The sequence below is a fragment of the Candidatus Eisenbacteria bacterium genome (assembly GCA_020847735.1).
GTDB lineage: Bacteria > Eisenbacteria > RBG-16-71-46 > RBG-16-71-46 > RBG-16-71-46 > CAIXRL01.
The window spans coordinates 86172-103168 of the sequence record JADLBL010000015.1; the positions used below are offsets into that span (position 1 = coordinate 86172).

Below are 16997 nucleotides of genomic sequence, written 5' to 3' on the forward strand. Positions count from 1 at the left end.
GCGCGCCGACCCCCCGATCCGCGCCACACATCCCGGTATTGCGGCCGGCGCCCGATCCGCGCCGCGCCTCCGAGAGGCCCATGAGCACACTGGAGCAGAGCGTGAACGTCAACGACCGCCGCGAAAGCGAGCGCTTCTTCCTCAACCTGCTGCACGGCTTCAAGCGGCAGGTTCCCGACAGCGACCCCAACGAGACGCAGGACTGGCTCGATTCGCTCGAGGATATCGTCCGGGTCCACGGCCGCGAGCGCGCGGACTTCCTGCTGCGCCGGCTGCTCAAGCGGGCTCGTCAGCTCAACGTCGGGCTGCCCGGACTAGTGCAGTCGCGCTACATCAACACCATCTCGACCGAGCAGGAGCCGCCCTTCCCCGGCGACGAGCAGCTCGAGAAGCGCATCCGCCGCGTCATCCGCTGGAACGCGGCGGCGATGGTCGTGCACGCGAACAAGCTGTCGGCCGGCATCGGCGGGCACCTGTCCACCTACGCGTCGGCGGCCACGCTGTACGAGGTCGGCTTCAATCACTTCTTCCGCGGCAAGGACGACGGCGGATCCGGCGACCAGGTGTTCTTCCAGGGGCACGCCTCGCCCGGCATCTACGCGCGCGCGTTCCTCGAGGGCCGGCTGAGCGAGGCGCAGATCGAGAACTTCCGCCGCGAAGTGGGCGGCTCCGGCCTGCCCAGCTATCCGCATCCGCGCCTGCTTCCCGACTTCTGGGAGTTCCCCACGGTCAGCATGGGCCTCGGGCCGATGAACGCCATCTACCAGGCGCGCTTCAATCGCTACCTCGCGGCGCGCAAGCTCGCGGACACGTCGAACTCGCACGTCTGGGGCTTCCTCGGCGACGGCGAGATGGACGAGGCCGAGGCCACCGGCGCGCTGACGCTGGCCTCGCGCGAGAACCTCGACAACCTGACGTTCGTCATCAACTGCAACCTGCAGCGGCTCGACGGTCCGGTGCGCGGCAACGGCAAGGTCATCCAGGAACTCGAGGCCGTCTTCACCGGCGCGGGCTGGAACGTCATCAAGGTGATCCTGGCGCGCGAGTGGGATCCGCTGCTGGCCATGGACGTGGACGGCGTGCTCCTCGACCGGCTCAACGAGACGGTGGACGGCGACTGGCAGAAGTACCAGGTGGAGTCCGGAGCCTACGTGCGCCAGCACTTCTTCGGCACCGACCCGCGGCTGCTGGCGATGGTCGAGCACCTCTCGGACGACGACATCAAGCACCTGCGCCGCGGCGGCCACGATTACCACAAGGTCTACGCGGCCTACGCCGCGGCGCTGGCGACCCGGGGCCGCCCGACCGTGATCCTCGCCAAGACGGTCAAGGGCTGGACGCTCGGCACCGGCGCCGAAGCCCGCAACATGACGCACCAGAAGAAGAAGCTCGACCTCGAGGAGCTCAAGCGTTTCCGCGACGTGCTCGAACTGCCGATCCCCGACAAGAAAATCGCCGACGCGCCGCTGTACCACCCGGGTGCGGACAGCGAGGAGGTGCGCTACCTGCTCGAGCGCCGGCGCGCGCTCGGCGGTTGCATCCCGAAGCGCATCGTGCGCGCGAAGCCGCTGCCCGCTCCGCCCGCGAAGGCGTTCGGCGAGTTCGACGGCGGCACGCCCGAGGGCCAGGTCGTCTCGACGACCATGGTGCTCGGCAAGCTCATGCGCAACCTGCTCCGGGACCCGGACTACGGCCGCCGCATCGTGCCGATCATTCCCGACGAGGCGCGCACGTTCGGCATGGAGGTGCTGTTCCGCGAGATCGGCATCTACCAGCCGCTCGGCCAGAAGTACGACCCCGTGGACAGCAAGCTCGTGCTCTCGTACACCGAGAAGCCCGACGGGCAGCTGCTCGAGGAGGGCATCACCGAGGCCGGGTCGGTCGCGTCCTTCACGGCGGCGGGCACGAGCTACTCGACGCACGGCACGACGACGATTCCGTTCTACGTCTTCTACTCGATGTTCGGCTTCCAGCGCACGATGGACTTCATCTGGGCGTTCGGCGACGCGCGCGGGCGCGGCTTCCTGTGCGGCGGGACCGCCGGCCGCACCACGCTGAACGGCGAAGGGCTGCAGCACGAGGACGGCCACAGCCACCTGCTCGCCTCGGCCGTGCCCAACTGCGTGGCCTACGACGCGGCGTTCGCCTACGAGCTGGCGACGATCGTGCGCGACGGACTGCGCCGCATGTACCAGTCGGGCGAGGACGTCTTCTACTACCTGTCGGTCTACAACCAGGACTACGCGCAGCCGGCGAAGCCCGCCGACGTGGACGAGGGAATCCTCAAGGGCCTTTATCGGTTCCGGCGCTCCGATTCGTCCGCGAAGACGAAGGCGCAACTCGTCGGCAGCGGCGTGCTCCTGCTTCAGGTGCTGCGGGCGCAGGAGATGCTGGCGGAGAAGTGGAACGTGGCGGCCGACGTGTGGAGCATGACGAGCGCCCAGCAGCTGCGGAACGAGGCGCTGTCGGTCGAGCGCTGGAACCGCCTGCACCCGCTCGAGAAGCCGCGCGTGCCGTACGTGACGCAGGCGCTCGGCGGCGCCGAAGGCCCGGTGGTGGTCTCCAGCGACTGGATGAAGTCGGTGAACGACATGCCGGCACGCTGGGTGCCGAACCGCTTCGTGGCCCTGGGCACCGACGGCTTCGGCCGCAGCGACACCCGCGAGGCCCTGCGCCGGCACTTCGAGGTGGACGCCGAGCACGTCGTCGTCGCGACGCTGCACGCGCTCATGCGGGAAGGCGCCGTGAAGCCGGAAACGGTCGCGCAGGCGATCCGCGAGTACGGCATCGACCCGGAGAAGCCCGAGCCGCGGGACGCCTGACCCGCGTCCCGGCCCCGGCGCGCGCCGCGCTCCGGTTCGCGCGACGGCGCGGGCACGGAGCGCGGCGCGGCGCCTTCCGGCCCGTGCGCTCCTCCGGCGGACTCAACCCCGCGCCAGCAGCGACTCGATGTGGGCTTTCGTCGCCGGCCACTCGTCGTCAATGACGCTGAACCAGACGGTGTCGCGGCGGCTGCCGTCCTCGTGGAACATCCACTTGCGAAAGGTGCCTTCTTCGACGAAACGCAGCCGTCGCATCGCCGCCTTCGACTTCTCGTTGCCGAGGCTGGTCTTGAGCTCGACGCGCAGCAACCGCCAGGTTTCGAACGCGTGCGTCAGCATGAGCAGCTTGGCTTCGGTGTTGAGCGCCGTGCGCTGGAACTCCGTGCCCAGCCACGTCCAGCCGATCTCGGCCCGCCGGTATTCGGGCACGATGTTGCCGAAGCGCGTGCTGCCGGCGATGCGGCCGCTCGCACGGTGGACCGTGACGAAGGGCAACGCGACGCCCCGCGCCTGATCCTCGAGCGCGCGTTCGAAGTACCGCCGCAGCGCCGCGGGCCCGTCCACCTTCGCGACCGTGAGGCGCCACAGCGACGGCTCGAGCCCGATGGCCACGAGCCCCTCCCAGTGCCGGCCGAGGTCGAGCGGCTCGAGCCGCACGTGGCGGCCCTCGAGCACGACGGGTCGGAGGTCCATGGCGGCGTCAGCCCCGCGGCGGGCGCAGATCGCGCTCCGGCAGGGCGTCGGCGAACGCGGGGTTGTCCTTCCACCCCGGCCGCGGACACGTGTGCCCGTCGCGCGGCGCGAACGGCGAAGTCTCGATCCGTTGCATGAGGTGCACGTAACGCGGGCAGTTCGGGAACGCCTGGCGCACGGTCAGGCGCACGACGAGCTGGGCGCCCTCCCAGGTGGCCAGCAGCGGATCGTCGTCCACGACGCGCGTCGTGCCGTTCACCCGCAGCCGGCCCGGGCGCTCCCAGTCCACGAACAACAGTCCGGCCTCGGGATTGGCCAGCAGGTTTCCGAGCGAGCGAAACTGGCCGTTGCCGTCGTAATCCGGCCACGCCAGTTCCTGCGGCGACAGCACGCGGACGAACCCCGGCATTCCCCCCTTGTAGGAGCAGTCCGGGCGACCCACGGGGTCCACGGTGGCGAGGAAGAAGTGGTCGGAGCCTTCGATGAAGTCGCGGTCGTCGGCATCGAGGGTGGTCGAGTAGGTCACGGCGTCGAGCCGGTCGGCGATCCGCCGCGAGTCGAACCGGTCCTGCAGGCGGCGCTGGCCGTCGTGGTAGCGGGCGATGGACATGGGCGCGCTCCTCCTCGTTCCGGTGGTTCTGCGGAGCGTCCGGCCGTTCGCTCCCGCGAGCCGCCGGCCGCCGGCTACTCCTTCACCAGGTAGTACAGCGCCTGCGGGTGGTGGACGATCACCGCGCTCGTGCTCGCCTCGGGCACCAGCTGGTACGCCTGCGTCAGCGAAACGCCGATCGCCTCCTCGGGCCCGAGAAGCTGGAACAGCTTCGCCTGATCGGCGAGATCGGGACAGGCGCTGTAGCCGAACGAGTAGCGCTTTCCGCGCTCGGGCTCGATGCCCAGCTCGCGGCGGATGCGGCCGTGATGCCACTCGGCGAGCCCTTCCGCCGCGCCGACGGCGAGGCCGTGCAGGAACAGAGCCTCGGCGTACTGGCCGCGGGCGTTGAGCGCGGCGCACATCTCCTCGGCGTTGGCGCCGACGGTCACGAGCTGGAACGCGACCACGTCGAAGCGGCTCGAGTCCGCGGGCAGGAAGTAGTCGGCGAGGCACAACCCCTCACGCTCGGTCTGCCGCGGAAACGTGAAGCGCACGACCTCCTCGATCTTGCCGCGCGGCGTGAGCGAGCCCGGCGAGAACGCGGACGGATCGAAGACCACCAGGTCCTGCCCCTCGGACTGGCAGGGGAAGAACCCGTACACGGCCGTCGGCCGCAGCCAGCCCTTCTCCTCCGCTTCGCGCTGCAGGCGCAGCCGTCGCGGCTCGAAGTCGTTCCGGATGAGCTCGTCGAAGCCCGCCCCCGAGCCCCGGGCGCCCCAGTGCAGGCGGTAGAGCGTCTTGAGGTCCATGCCCGCGTACATGTCCGCGAACGGCACCTCGCGCACCGGCGTGACGCGCCGCCCCCACGAGGGGGGCGCGGGCACCGCGTGGTCGCGCGAAACCGAGACCTTGAAGTCCCGCTGATGCGCCTTCGACTCGGCGACGCGCGTCTCCAGCTCGGCGCTCTTGGCCTTGAACTCGAACGCCTCGCGCCGGACCCGCTCGACCAGCTTCGGGCCCTCGACCGGGTCCACCAGCGCGTTCATCGTGTCGAGCCCCTCGAACGCGTCCTTGCAGTAGTAGACGCCGGGCGCGTAGAAGACCTCGCCGTCCACCAGCGCCGCGCGGCGGCCGAAGTTGCGGTTGATCGCGGCGCCGCCGATCAGCACCGGGAACTCGAGCGCCAGCCGGTGCAGCTCGCCCACGGCGATCGGCATCTGCTTGCTCGTCGAGACGAGCAGCGCCGACAGCCCGATCGCGGTCGCCTTCACCTCGCGGGCCTGCTCGAGGATGCGCTGCACCGGAACCTGCTTGCCGAGGTCGAACACCGTGTAGCCGTTGTTCGACAGGATCGTCTTGACCAGGTTCTTGCCGATGTCGTGCACGTCGCCGTACACGGTCGCGAGCACGACCCGGCCCTTGCTGACGTCGGCCTTCTTCTCGAGGTAGTGCTCGAGCTGGGCGACCGCCTTCTTCATCACCTCGGCGCTCTGCAGCACGAACGGCAGGATGAGCTCGCCGGCGCCGAACTTGTCGCCGACCTCCTTCATCGCCGGCAGCAGCACGGTGTTCAGCACCTCCACCGCCGCCTGGCGCTTGACCGCCTCGTCCACCAGCCCCTCGATGCCGGCCGGCTTGCGGTGCAGGATCTGGAAGTGCAGCCGCTGCTCGACGCTCATCGCCGCCTCGGCCGCGTCGTCCTCCTTCGCGCGCGCGTCGGGCGCGCGGCCCTCGAAGTGGGCGATGTACTTCGCCAGCGCCTGCGGGTCGCGGTCGAAGACGAGGTCGTCCGCGAGACGCCGGTCGTCCTCGGAGAGTTCCGCGTAGGGAACGACGTCGGCCGGGTTCACGATCGCCGCGTCCAGGCCCGCCTGCACGCAGTGGTACAGGAAGACGCTGTTGAGCACCGCGCGCGCCTCGCGGCCCAGTCCGAACGAAACGTTCGAGACGCCCAGCGAGGTGAGCACCCCCGGCAACTCGCGCTTGATGAGCCGGATTCCCTCGATGGTCTCGATGCCGCTGCGGCGGAACTCGTCGTCGCCGGTCGCCAGCGTGAACGTGAGCGCGTCGAAGATCAACAGCTCGGGGGGCAGACCGAACTCGCCCGTGACGATGTCGCGGATGCGGCGGGCCACTTCGAGCTTGCGCTCCGCGGTCTTCGCCATCCCGGTCTCGTCGATCGTCAGCGCGATGACCGCCGCGCCGTAGGTCCGCACCAGCGGCATCACCGCGTCGATCCGGCCGCGGCCGTTCTCGAGGTTGATCGAGTTGACGATCGCCGCGCCGGGACACGCCTGAAGCGCGGCTTCGATCACCGGCGCCTCGGTCGAGTCGATGCAGAGCGGCGCCTCGACCGACAGCGACAGCTTCTTCACCAGCGCGCGCATCATCTCCTTCTCGTCGGTGCGTTCGGTGAGGGCGAGGCAGACGTCCAGCACGTGCGCGCCGCCCTCCACCTGCTGGCGGGCGACGGGGATCATGTCGTCCAGTCGGGACTCGAGCGCCAGCGCCTTGACCCTGCGCGAGCCCTGCGTGTTGAGCCGCTCGCCGATCAGCAGCGGCGCGGGCTCCTGCCGCAGGCTCGCCGCCGTCATGCCGCTCGACACGCTCCAGGGTCCGCGCGCGGGCCGCTGGCGCGGCGCGACGCGCCCGACGGCCGCGACCAGCGAGCGGATGTGCTCGGGGGTCGTGCCGCAGCAGCCGCCCACCGCGTTCACCCCCAGGTCGAGCACGAACTCGCGCAGCGTCTCGGCGAACGGTTCGGGCCGCATCGGATAGAGCGTGCGCCCGCCGTCGTTGATGGGCAGGCCCGCGTTCGGGATGCAGTGCACCGGCGTCGAGGCGTTCTCGCACAGGTAACGGATCGAGTCGCGCATCAGGTCGGGCCCGGTCGAGCAGTTGAGCCCGATGACGTCCGCCCGCATGGCTTCGAGAGTCGCGAGGGCGCCACGCACGTCGGTGCCCAGCAGCATGCGGCCCGTCGGATCGAGCGTGACCGAGCACTGGATCGGCACGACGCGGCCGGCCAGCGTCATGGCTTCGCGCGCGGCCAGCATCTGCGCCTTCATCTCGAGGATGTCCTGGCAGGTCTCGAGAATCAGCACGTCGGCTCCGCCTTCGATCAGCCCGCGCGCCTGGTCACGGAACGACTCGACGAGATCGGCCAGCGTCAGCCGGCCGAGTTCGGGATCCTCCGAGGACGGCAGGTAGCCCGAAGGCCCCATCGAACCCGCGACGAAGCGCGGTCGTCCGTCGGCGGCGTAGCGGTCCGCGACCCGGCGGGCGATCGTGGCGGCCGCGCGGTTCAGCTCGAGCGTGCGCGCGCCGAGTTCCCACTCGTCGAGCCGCGTGCGCGAGGCCTGGAACGAGTTGGTCTCGACGATGTCGGCCCCGGCGTCGAAGTACGCGGCGTGGATGCCCTCGACGACGTCGGGACGGGTCAGGCTCAGGTAATCAATGCAGCCTTCCCAGCGCTTGCCGCCGAAGTCGGCGGCGGAGAGGTCGCGGGCCTGCACCTGCGTGCCCATGCCGCCGTCGAAGAACAGGACGCGCTCGCGCAGGGTTTCGAGAAGCTTGCTCATGGCTGTCCGGGAACTCCTGGGGCGCATCGGGCCCCGCGCGGCGCCGCGCGGCCGTGGCGTCGGGTTCGTTGGGTGTGAGTGACCCGGAATGCTATCGGACGGCTTCGGCCCGCCGCAAATGCGGGCGGACGGCCGTCCGTCTCGCGTATGATGCCGCGCATGATCCCCACTCCGGGCACGACGCTCTGCCTGCTGCGGCACGGCCGCGCGCTGGGGCAGGGCCCCGACGCGGCTCTCGTCCACGAGGGCGAGCAGTACGTGATCCGGCTCGGGCAGCGGCTCGCGCGCGAGGGCTTCGCGCCGCGCCGCGCGTACTGCAGCCCCTACCTACGGGCCCGCGAAACCGCCCGGCTCCTGCTCGCCGAGGTCGCGCCCGGGCTCGCGGCGACGCCGCTGAGCGCGCTCACCCCCGAGCGGGAGCCGGAGGAGACGCGTGCGGCGCTGGCGTCGCTCGACCTGCCGTCCGGCCGGGTGCTGGTGGTCGCCCACCTGCCCCTGCTCGGGCTGCTCGTGCAACACCTCGCCGACGAGGTCGTGACCTTCATGCCCGGCACCCTCGTGGAGATCGAAGTGGACCGGGACTGCGACCATGGGAGCGTCACGCGCATCCTGGACCCCGACGTGCCCGGCAGCTGAGCCGGCCGGGGGCCGCGTTCGCACCCTTCCTGGGAGGGAAGCCCGTATGAACTCGTTGAAATCCAAGGTCGCGCTCGTCACCGGCGGCAATCGCGGCATCGGCCGCGGCATCGCCGAAGCGCTCGTGGGCGAGGGCCTGGTGGTCGCGATCACCGCCCGGAAGGAAGGCGACGCCACCTCCGCCGCGCGCGAGATCGGCGCCGCCCGCGGCTACGCGTGCGACGTTCGGCGCCCGGGGGACGTTCAGGCCCTGTTCGCGGCGCTCGACCGTGACCTGGGCGGCGTGGACGTGCTCGTCAACAACGCGGGTGTCGGACACTTCGCGCCGGTCGCCGAGATGAGCGTCGAGGACTGGCAGGCGGTGATCGAGACCAACCTGAACGGCCTCTTCTACTGCACGCGCGAGGCGCTGCCGCGCATGCAGGCGCGCGGCGGCGGCTACGTGTTCAACCTCTCCTCGCTCGCCGGCCGCCACGCGATGGTCGGCGGCGGGGCCTACTGCGCGAGCAAGCACGCGGTCAACGGCTTCAGCGAGGTGCTCTTCCAGGAAGTGCGCCACGCCGGCATTCGCGTGACCTGCCTCATGCCGGGCAGCGTCGCGACCGCGTTCGGCCGCGGCACGGCCGACAAGCAGGAATGGGCGCTTCAGCCGTCCGACGTCGGCGAAATGGTCGTGGACCTGCTGCGCACCTCGCCGCGCGCCCTGCACAGCCGGGTCGAGATGCGTCCGGCGAGGCCCCCGAAGAAGCCCTGAGCCGGCGGCGTCGTGGGCGCGGCCGTTCCGCGCTCGGCGCCCGAATCGCCCCGCCGGGCCGTGCTTCGCTTGGTGGCCCCCGTGGCCCTTCGCTAACTTCACCGCTCGCCTCATGTCGGCCGTGCCGTGAGACCCTGGCCGACGCCGGCTTCGCGCAATGCCTCCCACTCCAAATACCACGGAGGATCCGTGATCCGTTTTCGCCCGCTCGCGCTCGCGGCGCTGCTGCTCGCGACGCCCCTGACCCCCTGCCTCGCGGCCCCGGCCACCGTGGCCATGCCGCCGGACGAGGCGCCGTTCTGGACCGGCAGGCCCGATTCGGCCGCCTTCGACGTCCGGCAGCGCCGGCGGCTGTCGCTCGCCAGGACCGCGATCGACAAGATGCTCGCCGTCCGCGGGCCGCGCACGATCGCGAACACGCTCGTCCCCTACGACGAAGCCCTGCGCCAGCTCGACATGGCCGGCTCGCAGGCGAGCCTCGCCGAGAACGTGCTGCCCGACCGGGCGACGCGCAACGCCGCCGAGAAACTGAGCCAGGACGTGGCCGCCTACTTCACCGAGCTGTCGCTCAATCGCAAGGTCTACGACGCGCTCGCCGCGCTCGACCTCGCGGGGACGGACCCCGCCACGAAGTACTACGTCACCCGCACGCTGCGGGACTTCCGTCTCGCCGGCGTGAACAAGGACGACGCGACACGCGCGAGGATCAAGCAGGTCAGCGACGAGGTCGTCGCCGTGGGCCAGGAGTTCGGCCGCAACATCCGCGAGGACAAGTCCACCATCACCTGCACCCCGGACGAGCTGGCGGGACTTCCGGCCGACTACATCGCGCGCCACGCGCCCGGCCCCGACGGCCGCATCACGCTGTCCATCGAGTACCCGGACGCCATCCCGCTGTTCGCGTACGCGAAGAGCGACGACGTGCGGCGGCGGATGTACATGGCGTACAACAACCGGGCGTGGCCGAAGAACATGGCGGTGCTCGACAGCCTGCGCGCGAAGCGCCACGAGCTGGCGACGCTGCTGGGCTTCCCGAACTGGGCCGATTGCATCACCGCCGACAAGATGGTCGGCTCGGCCGCGAACGCGCGCGGCTTCATCGATCGCGTCGTCGCCGCCTCGGCGGACCGGCAGGCGCGCGAGTACGAGCAACTGCTCGCGGCCAAGCGCAAGGAAGTCCCGGACGCGACGGTCGTGAACTTCTGGGAGGTCAATTACTACAAGGAGCAGGTCCGCAAGGCCGACTACGACTTCGACTCCCAGCAGATGCGGCCCTACCTGCCGTACGACCGCGTCAAGGACGGCATCCTCGCGACCGCGGCGAAGCTCTTCGACGTCGAGTTCCGGCGCGTGAAGGACGCCCCGGTGTGGAGCCCGGACGTCGAGTGCTACGAGTTGTGGGACGGGGGCAAGCTCGCGGGACGCTTCTACCTCGACATGCATCCGCGTGCGGACAAGTACAACCACGCCGCCCAGTTCGACATCCGCACCGGCATCGAGGGCCGGCAGATTCCCGAGGCCGCCCTCGTCTGCAACTTCCCGGGCGGCACGCCGGGCGACCCGGGCCTGTGCGAGATCAGCGACGCGACGACCTTCTTCCACGAGTTCGGCCACCTGCTGCACACCATGTTCGCCGGCCACGGCCGCTGGGTCGGCATCGGCGGCATCCGCACCGAGCAGGACTTCGTGGAAGCGCCCTCGCAGATGCTCGAGGAGTGGATGAAGAGCCCCGAGGTCCTGGCCTCGTTCGCGAAGAACTACCAGACGGACGAACCGGTTCCGGCCGATCTGGTCCGGCGCATGAACCGCGCGAACGCCTTCGCCAAGGGGATCGACGTGCGGCGGCAGATGGTCTACGCCGGCTCGTCGCTCGCCTGCTACGACCGCGACCCGAACGGGGTGGACACGGACGCGCTGTTCTCGGACCTGGTCAGGAAGTACCAGCCGTTCCCGTTCGTCGAGGGCACGCACTTCCAGTGCGCCTTCGGCCACCTGAACGGCTACTCGGCCGTCTACTACACGTACATGTGGTCGCTGGTCATCGCCAAGGACATGTTCTCGAAGTTCGACCCGGCCCACATGCTGGCGCCCGGCGCGGCGAAGGAGTACCGCATGAAGGTGCTCGCGCCCGGCGGCTCGAAGCCCGCCGCCCAGCTGGTCGCCGACTTCCTCGGCCGGCCGTTCAACGAAAACGCCTGGAAGGAGTGGCTGAACCGCGTCGACCAGTAGGCGGTGCGATGGTCGCGGTGCGAACGCCGGCCCGGGGCGACCCGGGCCGGCGTTCGCGTGACCGTCCCCGCCGGGGCCGGCACGGTCCGGGCTTTGCCGCCGCGTATGCCGGTTCCTACACTGTCCCGGCATGACCGCCCCGGACCCCGAATCCACCGCCGCCCTCCTGCAGCGCATTCGCGCCGGGGACGAGGCGGCGCGCGAACGGCTGCTGCAGCGCTATCTGCCGATCCTGCGCCGGTGGGCGCACGGCCGGTTGCCGGCGAAGGCCCGCGGCTTCGCCGACACCGACGACCTTGTGCAGATCACCTTGATCCGGGTGTTGAAGCAATTGGAGAGGTTCGATCCCCGGCACGAAGGGGCGTTCCTCGCCTACCTGAGGCGCATCCTGATCAACGCCATGCGCGACGAGATCGCGCGGGCCGCCACGCGCGGCCGCCAGGAGGAGCCGGGCGAGAGCCTCGTGGACCGGGGCGCCTCGCCGCTCGAGCACGCGCTCGAGCGCGACATGCTCGAGCGCTACGACAGGGCGTTCGAAAGGCTGGGCGAAGAGCAACAGGAGGCGGTCTTCATGCGGATCGAAATGGGACTTTCGTACGACGAGATCGCGACCGCGATGGACAAGAACTCGGCGAACACGGCGCGGATGATCGTGGCCCGCGGGCTCGCGCGGCTGGCGGAGAACATGGAGGAGCCCGGTGGCGGCGCCCGAAGCTGACGACGAAGGCCTCGTGGCCGTGGCCGGCGCCGTGGCCGACCGAACGCCCGTGCGCTGGGAGGACGAGTGCTCGCGCACACCCGAGCGCGCTCCCGAACTGGCGCGGCTGAAGGAGCTGGCCGCGCTCGAGGCGGCCATGACGCGCGTGCGCGATGGCGGTCCGCGCGAGGCGCTGTTCACGTGGGGCGCGCTGCAGGCGGTCGAGCGCCTCGGCGAGGGCTCCTTCGCCGAGGTCTGGCGGGCCTGGGATCCGGTGCTTCAGCGGGAAGTGGCGCTCAAGCTGCGCCGCGACGGCGCCGCCGGGCCGGCCGGCGGCCGGCGCTGGATCGAGGAGGCCCGGCGCCTGGCGCGCCTGCGTCACCCGCACGTCCTCGCCGTGCTCGGTGCCGACGAGCACGAAGGTCGCGCGGGCCTGTGGACGGAACTGATCGAGGGCGTGACGCTCGAGGACTGGATCGCGGCGCAGGGCCCGCTCGGCGCGCGCGAGGCGGTGGCGGTCGGGCTCGACCTGTGCAACGCGCTGGCCGCGGTTCACGCGGCCGGGCTCGTGCACGGCGATGTCAGCCTGCGCAACGTGATGCGCGAAGGCCGGGCCGGCGCGGCCGACCGCTCCGGCCGCATCGTGCTCATGGACTTCGGCAGCGCCCGCGAAGCGCGGGCCGGCAGCCTGGCGGCGTTCGGCACGCCCGCCTTCACGGCCCCCGAGGTGCTCGAGGGAGGGCCGGCCGACGTTCGTTCGGACGTCTATTCGCTCGGCGTCGTGCTCTACCGCCTGCTCACGGCCCGCTACCCGGTCGAGCCGGGCCCGCTCGACGCCATGCGCGCCCGCCTCGCGCGCGGCGAACGTACGGCGCTGCGCGACGCCCGCCCGGACCTGCCCGGTCCGCTCGTCTCGGCGGTCGAGCGCGCCTGCGATCCCGATCGGGCGTCGCGTTTCGCGAGCGCGGCCGAACTCGAGCAGGCGCTCGCCGGCTCGGTGCCACGCTCGCGCGAGGACGCGCCCGCCGGCCGGAGGGCGACGCGCCCGCTCGCGCTCGGCGTGACGCTCGCGGCGCTGGCCGTGGTGGCGCTGCTCGCCGGACGCGCGCTGCAGCGGCGGACCGCTCCGCCTGAGACCAGCGCACCGACCGCGACTTCGGACGTACCCGCGCGCATCGCGGCACCGCCGGCTGCGACGCCCGCGCCTTCCGCGCCGCAGCTCGAGGCATCGCTGGTGCGCGTCACGGCGGGCGCACACGAGGTGCTGCGCAGCGGCGATCTCGTCGCGCCCGGCGACGAACTGGCGCTCGAGTTGGACGCGCGCGAGCCGGTGCACGCCTACGTGCTGAGCGAGGACGAAACGGGCGCGGTCTTTGTCCTGTTCCCGCTGGCCGGCCGCGGAGCAGTCAACCCGCTCGCCCCTGGGCCCCGCAGGCTGCCGGGCAGCGAGGACGGCCACGAACTGTCCTGGCAGGTCACCAGCGCCGGCGGACGCGAGACCTTCCTGCTGCTCGCCTCGCGCACGCCCCTCGCGCCCGTCGCCGAGGCCACGGCGGGCCTGCCGCAGGCCCGCCCGGAGACGCCGGTCGCCTACCACCCTTTGCCGCCCGAGGCGCTGGCGCGACTGCGCGGCGTGGGCGGAGTGGTCGCGGGGCCACCCTTGCGGACCGAGCGCCGAGCCAGCATGCTGGCCGCGCTCGCGCGCGACCTCGAGGACTCGGCCGCAGGCAGGCCCATCTGGCTGCGCCTCGTCGTGCTCGAGAATCCCGCTCCCTGAGCGCCCGCCGGCGCGGGAGCCTCCGATCGCGAGGGCCCATGCCGACGGGACGTGCCGCCTGGATCCTGCTGCTGCTCGCCGCCGCGCCGGGCGTCGCCGCGGCGGCCGCGCGCACGCCCGATTCGCTCGCGTTCGTGCGGGAGGGATTCGCCACGCGCGGCACCGACCCGGCGGTCGTGGCGCTCGCCGAGCGCGTGCTGACCCGTCGTGCGGCCGGGCGCGGGGCGCGGGCAGGCGACGTCGCCGAGGCCTGGGAATGGCTCGGCCGACTGCGGCTGCTGCGCGTCGAGTACACCGCCGCGGACACCGCGTTCCAGCGCGCGGTCGAACTGCGTCGCGGCGCCCGGCCCGCGGACGCGCGCGCGAGCGCCGACGCGCTCGGCTGGCTCGCCGAGGCGCAGCGCGTCACCAAGCAGCTCGCCCGCGCCGAAACCACCGCGGTCGCCTCGCTGGCGGCCTTCGCCCGCCTCTCGCCACCGGACACCGCGAGCGAGATTCGCGTGCGCGGGACCCTGGGCAACGTCCACGCCGAGCGCGGCCGTGGCCCGCTCGCGGTGGCCGAGCTCGAGCGCGTGGTGGAGCTGGCGTCGGGTCGCCACGCGCCCGACTCGCTGCAACTCGGGCAGGCGCTTCGCAATCTGGGTCGCGCCCGCTCGGTGGCGGGCGACCTGCGCGGCGCGCTCGCGGATTTCGATCATGCCGCCGAAGTTCAGGAAGCTTCGCGCGGGGCGGCCCGGGCGCAACTCGCCACGACGCTCATGCTCTCGGCGATGACCGCCTCGTCGCTCGGCGACGGCGTCGCCGCGCGGCGCGCGGCCGAGCGCGCGCTGGCGATTCGCGAACAGGTGTTCGGTCCGGACCACCCGGCGGTGGCCGTGACGCTGTCCACGCTGGGCGGCGCGCACCGGCTGCTCGGTGACGACGAGGGCGCGATCCCGCTCTACGAGCGAGCGGTGGACGTCATGCGCGCGGCGCCGAGGCCGAACCCCTTCGACTTCGCGCTGGCGCTCAACAACCTCGGCAACGCCTGCCTGGCGACGGGCGACGGCGAGCGCGCCCGGCGCTGCCTGCTCGAGGCGCGGCGGGTGCGCGAGCGCGCGTTCGGGCCGGGCTCGGGCAGCGGGACTTACAGCCGCACGCGCCTGGCGGAAGCGCTGCTGCTGCTGGGCCAGCCCGACTCCGCCGCCGCCGAGCTCGCGCCCGCGCTCGCCGGGCTTCGCGCCAACGCGGGGCCGCAGTCCGATCTCGATCTGGGCGACGCGCTGGCGATTGGCGGGCGGATCGACTGGGCGCTCGGCCGTCGCGCCGAGGCGATCGCGGCGTTCGGCGACGCCGCGGCCCGGCGTGCGGCGGCCGCGGGCGTGGGCTCGCCCTACACGCTCGAGACGCTGGCCCTGCGGGCCGCCGCGCGCCTCGCGACCGGCGACCGCGAGGGCGCGCTGGCCGACGCCCGGCGAATCGAGGAGGCGAGCCGCGACCTGCTCTCGCACAGCGCCCGTTCGCTCGCCGAGCACGAGGCTCTGGCGCTCGAGCGCCGGCGCGCGTCGGGCCTCGACGTCTGGCTGACGCTGGCGACGGATTCCCCGGGCCTCGACGCGCAGGGGCGGCGCGATCTGGCCGACGCGGTCGTGCGCGCGCGGCTGCTCGTGCTCGACCAGCTCGCCGAGGAGCGCAGGGCGCTGCGGGACGAGCGGCCGGCGCTCGCGCCGGCCGCCCGCGAGCTGAAGAGCGCGCGCGACGCGCTGGCGAGCGCGCTCGTCGAGGCCCTGCGCCAGGACCGCGCGCCGGACTCGGTGGCGACCCGCGCGCGGCGGCGGCGCGAGGCGGCCGAACTCGCGCTCGCCCGGCAGAGCGAGGTCTTCGCGGTCAGCCTGAGGCGCGCCGGCGCCGGGCTGGCGGAGGTCGCGGCACAGCTCGGGCCGGGCACGGCGCTGGTTTCATTCGTGCGGTACGTCCCGCCCGCCACGCTGGGCGAAGCGCGCGACTCCGCTCCCGCGCGCTACGCGGCCCTCGTCACGCACGCCGGCGGCGCGGCGCCCGAGGTGGTGGCGCTCGGCGATGCGGCCCGGATCGAAGCGGCGGTCGCACGCTGGCTCGAGGCGTGCGCCACGCCGCCACCCGCCGGCGATGCGCTCGCCCGCGCGGCCGAGCGACGCTGCGACGCCCTCGGCCGCACCGTCTACGACCGGGTGTGGTCGCCGCTCGCGCCCCGGCTGGCGAACGCACGGCGCGTGTTCGTCGTGCCCGACGGCGTGCTGCACGCCGTCAACTTCCTCGCCCTGCCCTCGCCGCGTGGAGGCCGCCTCGTCGAGCGCGGAGCGGTGCTGCACCGGCTCACCGCGGAGCGCGATCTGCTGCCCTGGCCCGGAGAGCCCGCGGGCCGCGGACTGCTGGCGATGGGCGGTGCCGACTTCGATCGCTCCACCGGCACCATCCCGCTGCTCGCCTCGGCCACCGCGCGCTCCACGGCCGGGACGCCGCACCTTCGGTTCGCGCCGCTCCCGCAGACGGCGGCCGAGGTCGGCGAGGTGGCCGCGCTGTGGCGGGCCTCCGGGGTTGCCGACGCCGCCGACGTGCGCGTATGGACCGGAGCAGAGGCCACCGAGGCCGAGTTCGAGCGGGCCGCGCCCGGCAGGCGCGTGCTGCACCTGGCCACGCACGGCTTCGCGCTCGGCGACACGGCCGCCGCGACGGCCGCACTCGCGGGGGTCCGCGGCGTCGGCGCGGTCACGGCCGGCGGCCCGGGCCCGGGACTTCTTCGCCGCGCGCCGCTGCTGCCCGGGCTCGCGCTCGCGGGCGCGAACGCGCCCTCGGCGGAGGGCGTCGAGGACGGATTCCTGACCGCGGAGGAGATCACCTCGCTCGACCTCTCCGGGGTCGAATGGGCCGTGCTCTCGGCGTGCGAAACCGGCCGCCCGGACCCGGCGGCGGCCGAGGCCGTGCAGGGACTTCAGCGGGCCTTCCGCAGAGCCGGGGTTCGCACGGTGATCATGAGCCTGTGGGCGGTGGACGACGCGACCACGCGCGAATGGATGCGCGGACTGTACGAAGCGCGCCTGCTGCGCGGGCTCGACACGGCGGAAGCGACCACGGAGGCCTGCCGCGGGTGGCTGCGGGCGCGCCGGGCGCGGCGGCTGGACACGCACCCGTTCCGTTGGGCGGCGTTCGTCGCCGCCGGCGACTGGCGCTGACATCCCGGCGCCGCGCGCGGAAGCG

Annotated in this window: 10 protein-coding genes; 7 read left to right on the plus strand and 3 right to left on the minus strand. The window is 72.6% G+C overall.

Annotated features, from left to right (window positions below; all coding sequences use genetic code 11):
* The first annotated feature begins 80 nt into the window (after positions 1-80).
* A complete protein-coding gene (gene aceE / locus IT347_06710) occupies positions 81-2822 on the plus strand; it encodes a pyruvate dehydrogenase (acetyl-transferring), homodimeric type (protein ID MCC6349267.1) in 2742 nt (913 codons plus the stop codon).
* A gap of 102 nt (positions 2823-2924) precedes the next feature.
* On the opposite strand, the gene IT347_06715 is transcribed toward aceE, so the two are convergent.
* From IT347_06715 to metH, 3 genes are all read right to left on the minus strand, one after another.
* The gene (locus IT347_06715; GenBank protein ID MCC6349268.1) at positions 2925-3515 is read right to left on the minus strand and encodes a GNAT family N-acetyltransferase; all 591 of its coding nucleotides are present in this window, start codon (positions 3513-3515) and stop codon (positions 2925-2927) included.
* Positions 3516-3522: 7 nt separating this feature from the next.
* Entirely contained in the window at positions 3523-4125 is a 603-nt protein-coding gene (locus IT347_06720; protein ID MCC6349269.1) for a pyridoxamine 5'-phosphate oxidase family protein, read from the minus strand.
* Positions 4126-4199: 74 nt separating this feature from the next.
* Positions 4200-7688 (minus strand): methionine synthase, encoded by a 3489-nt coding sequence (gene metH, locus IT347_06725; protein ID MCC6349270.1) that lies wholly within the window; start codon positions 7686-7688, stop codon positions 4200-4202.
* A gap of 159 nt (positions 7689-7847) precedes the next feature.
* On the opposite strand from metH, the gene IT347_06730 reads away from it, so the two are divergent.
* The 6 genes from IT347_06730 (at position 7848) to IT347_06755 (ending at position 16972) form a co-directional block, all read left to right on the plus strand.
* Entirely contained in the window at positions 7848-8324 is a 477-nt protein-coding gene (locus IT347_06730; GenBank protein ID MCC6349271.1) for a histidine phosphatase family protein, read from the plus strand.
* A gap of 46 nt (positions 8325-8370) precedes the next feature.
* Entirely contained in the window at positions 8371-9078 is a 708-nt protein-coding gene (locus IT347_06735; GenBank protein MCC6349272.1) for an SDR family oxidoreductase, read from the plus strand.
* Positions 9079-9429: 351 nt separating this feature from the next.
* Positions 9430-11307, plus strand: coding sequence for a Zn-dependent oligopeptidase (locus IT347_06740; GenBank protein MCC6349273.1), 1878 nt, complete (start codon positions 9430-9432; stop codon positions 11305-11307).
* A 130-nt stretch (positions 11308-11437) separates the two neighbouring features.
* Entirely contained in the window at positions 11438-12025 is a 588-nt protein-coding gene (locus IT347_06745; GenBank protein MCC6349274.1) for a sigma-70 family RNA polymerase sigma factor, read from the plus strand.
* Positions 12006-13781 (plus strand): protein kinase, encoded by a 1776-nt coding sequence (locus tag IT347_06750; GenBank protein MCC6349275.1) that lies wholly within the window; start codon positions 12006-12008, stop codon positions 13779-13781. Before IT347_06745 ends, IT347_06750 begins: the two co-directional genes overlap by 20 nt.
* A 38-nt stretch (positions 13782-13819) precedes the next feature.
* A complete protein-coding gene (locus IT347_06755; protein ID MCC6349276.1) occupies positions 13820-16972 on the plus strand; it encodes a CHAT domain-containing protein in 3153 nt (1050 codons plus the stop codon).
* Positions 16973-16997 lie beyond the last annotated feature (25 nt).

Coding starts and splice junctions, on each gene's coding strand:
- IT347_06715 (MCC6349268.1), bottom strand. CDS start 3,515: ATGGACCTCCGACCCGTCGTGCTCGAGGGCCGCCACGTGCGGCTCGAG.
- IT347_06745 (MCC6349274.1), top strand. CDS start 11,438: ATGACCGCCCCGGACCCCGAATCCACCGCCGCCCTCCTGCAGCGCATT.
- IT347_06755 (MCC6349276.1), top strand. CDS start 13,820: ATGCCGACGGGACGTGCCGCCTGGATCCTGCTGCTGCTCGCCGCCGCG.
- IT347_06730 (MCC6349271.1), top strand. CDS start 7,848: ATGATCCCCACTCCGGGCACGACGCTCTGCCTGCTGCGGCACGGCCGC.
- IT347_06720 (MCC6349269.1), bottom strand. CDS start 4,125: ATGTCCATCGCCCGCTACCACGACGGCCAGCGCCGCCTGCAGGACCGG.
- aceE (MCC6349267.1), top strand. CDS start 81: ATGAGCACACTGGAGCAGAGCGTGAACGTCAACGACCGCCGCGAAAGC.
- metH (MCC6349270.1), bottom strand. CDS start 7,688: ATGAGCAAGCTTCTCGAAACCCTGCGCGAGCGCGTCCTGTTCTTCGAC.
- IT347_06735 (MCC6349272.1), top strand. CDS start 8,371: ATGAACTCGTTGAAATCCAAGGTCGCGCTCGTCACCGGCGGCAATCGC.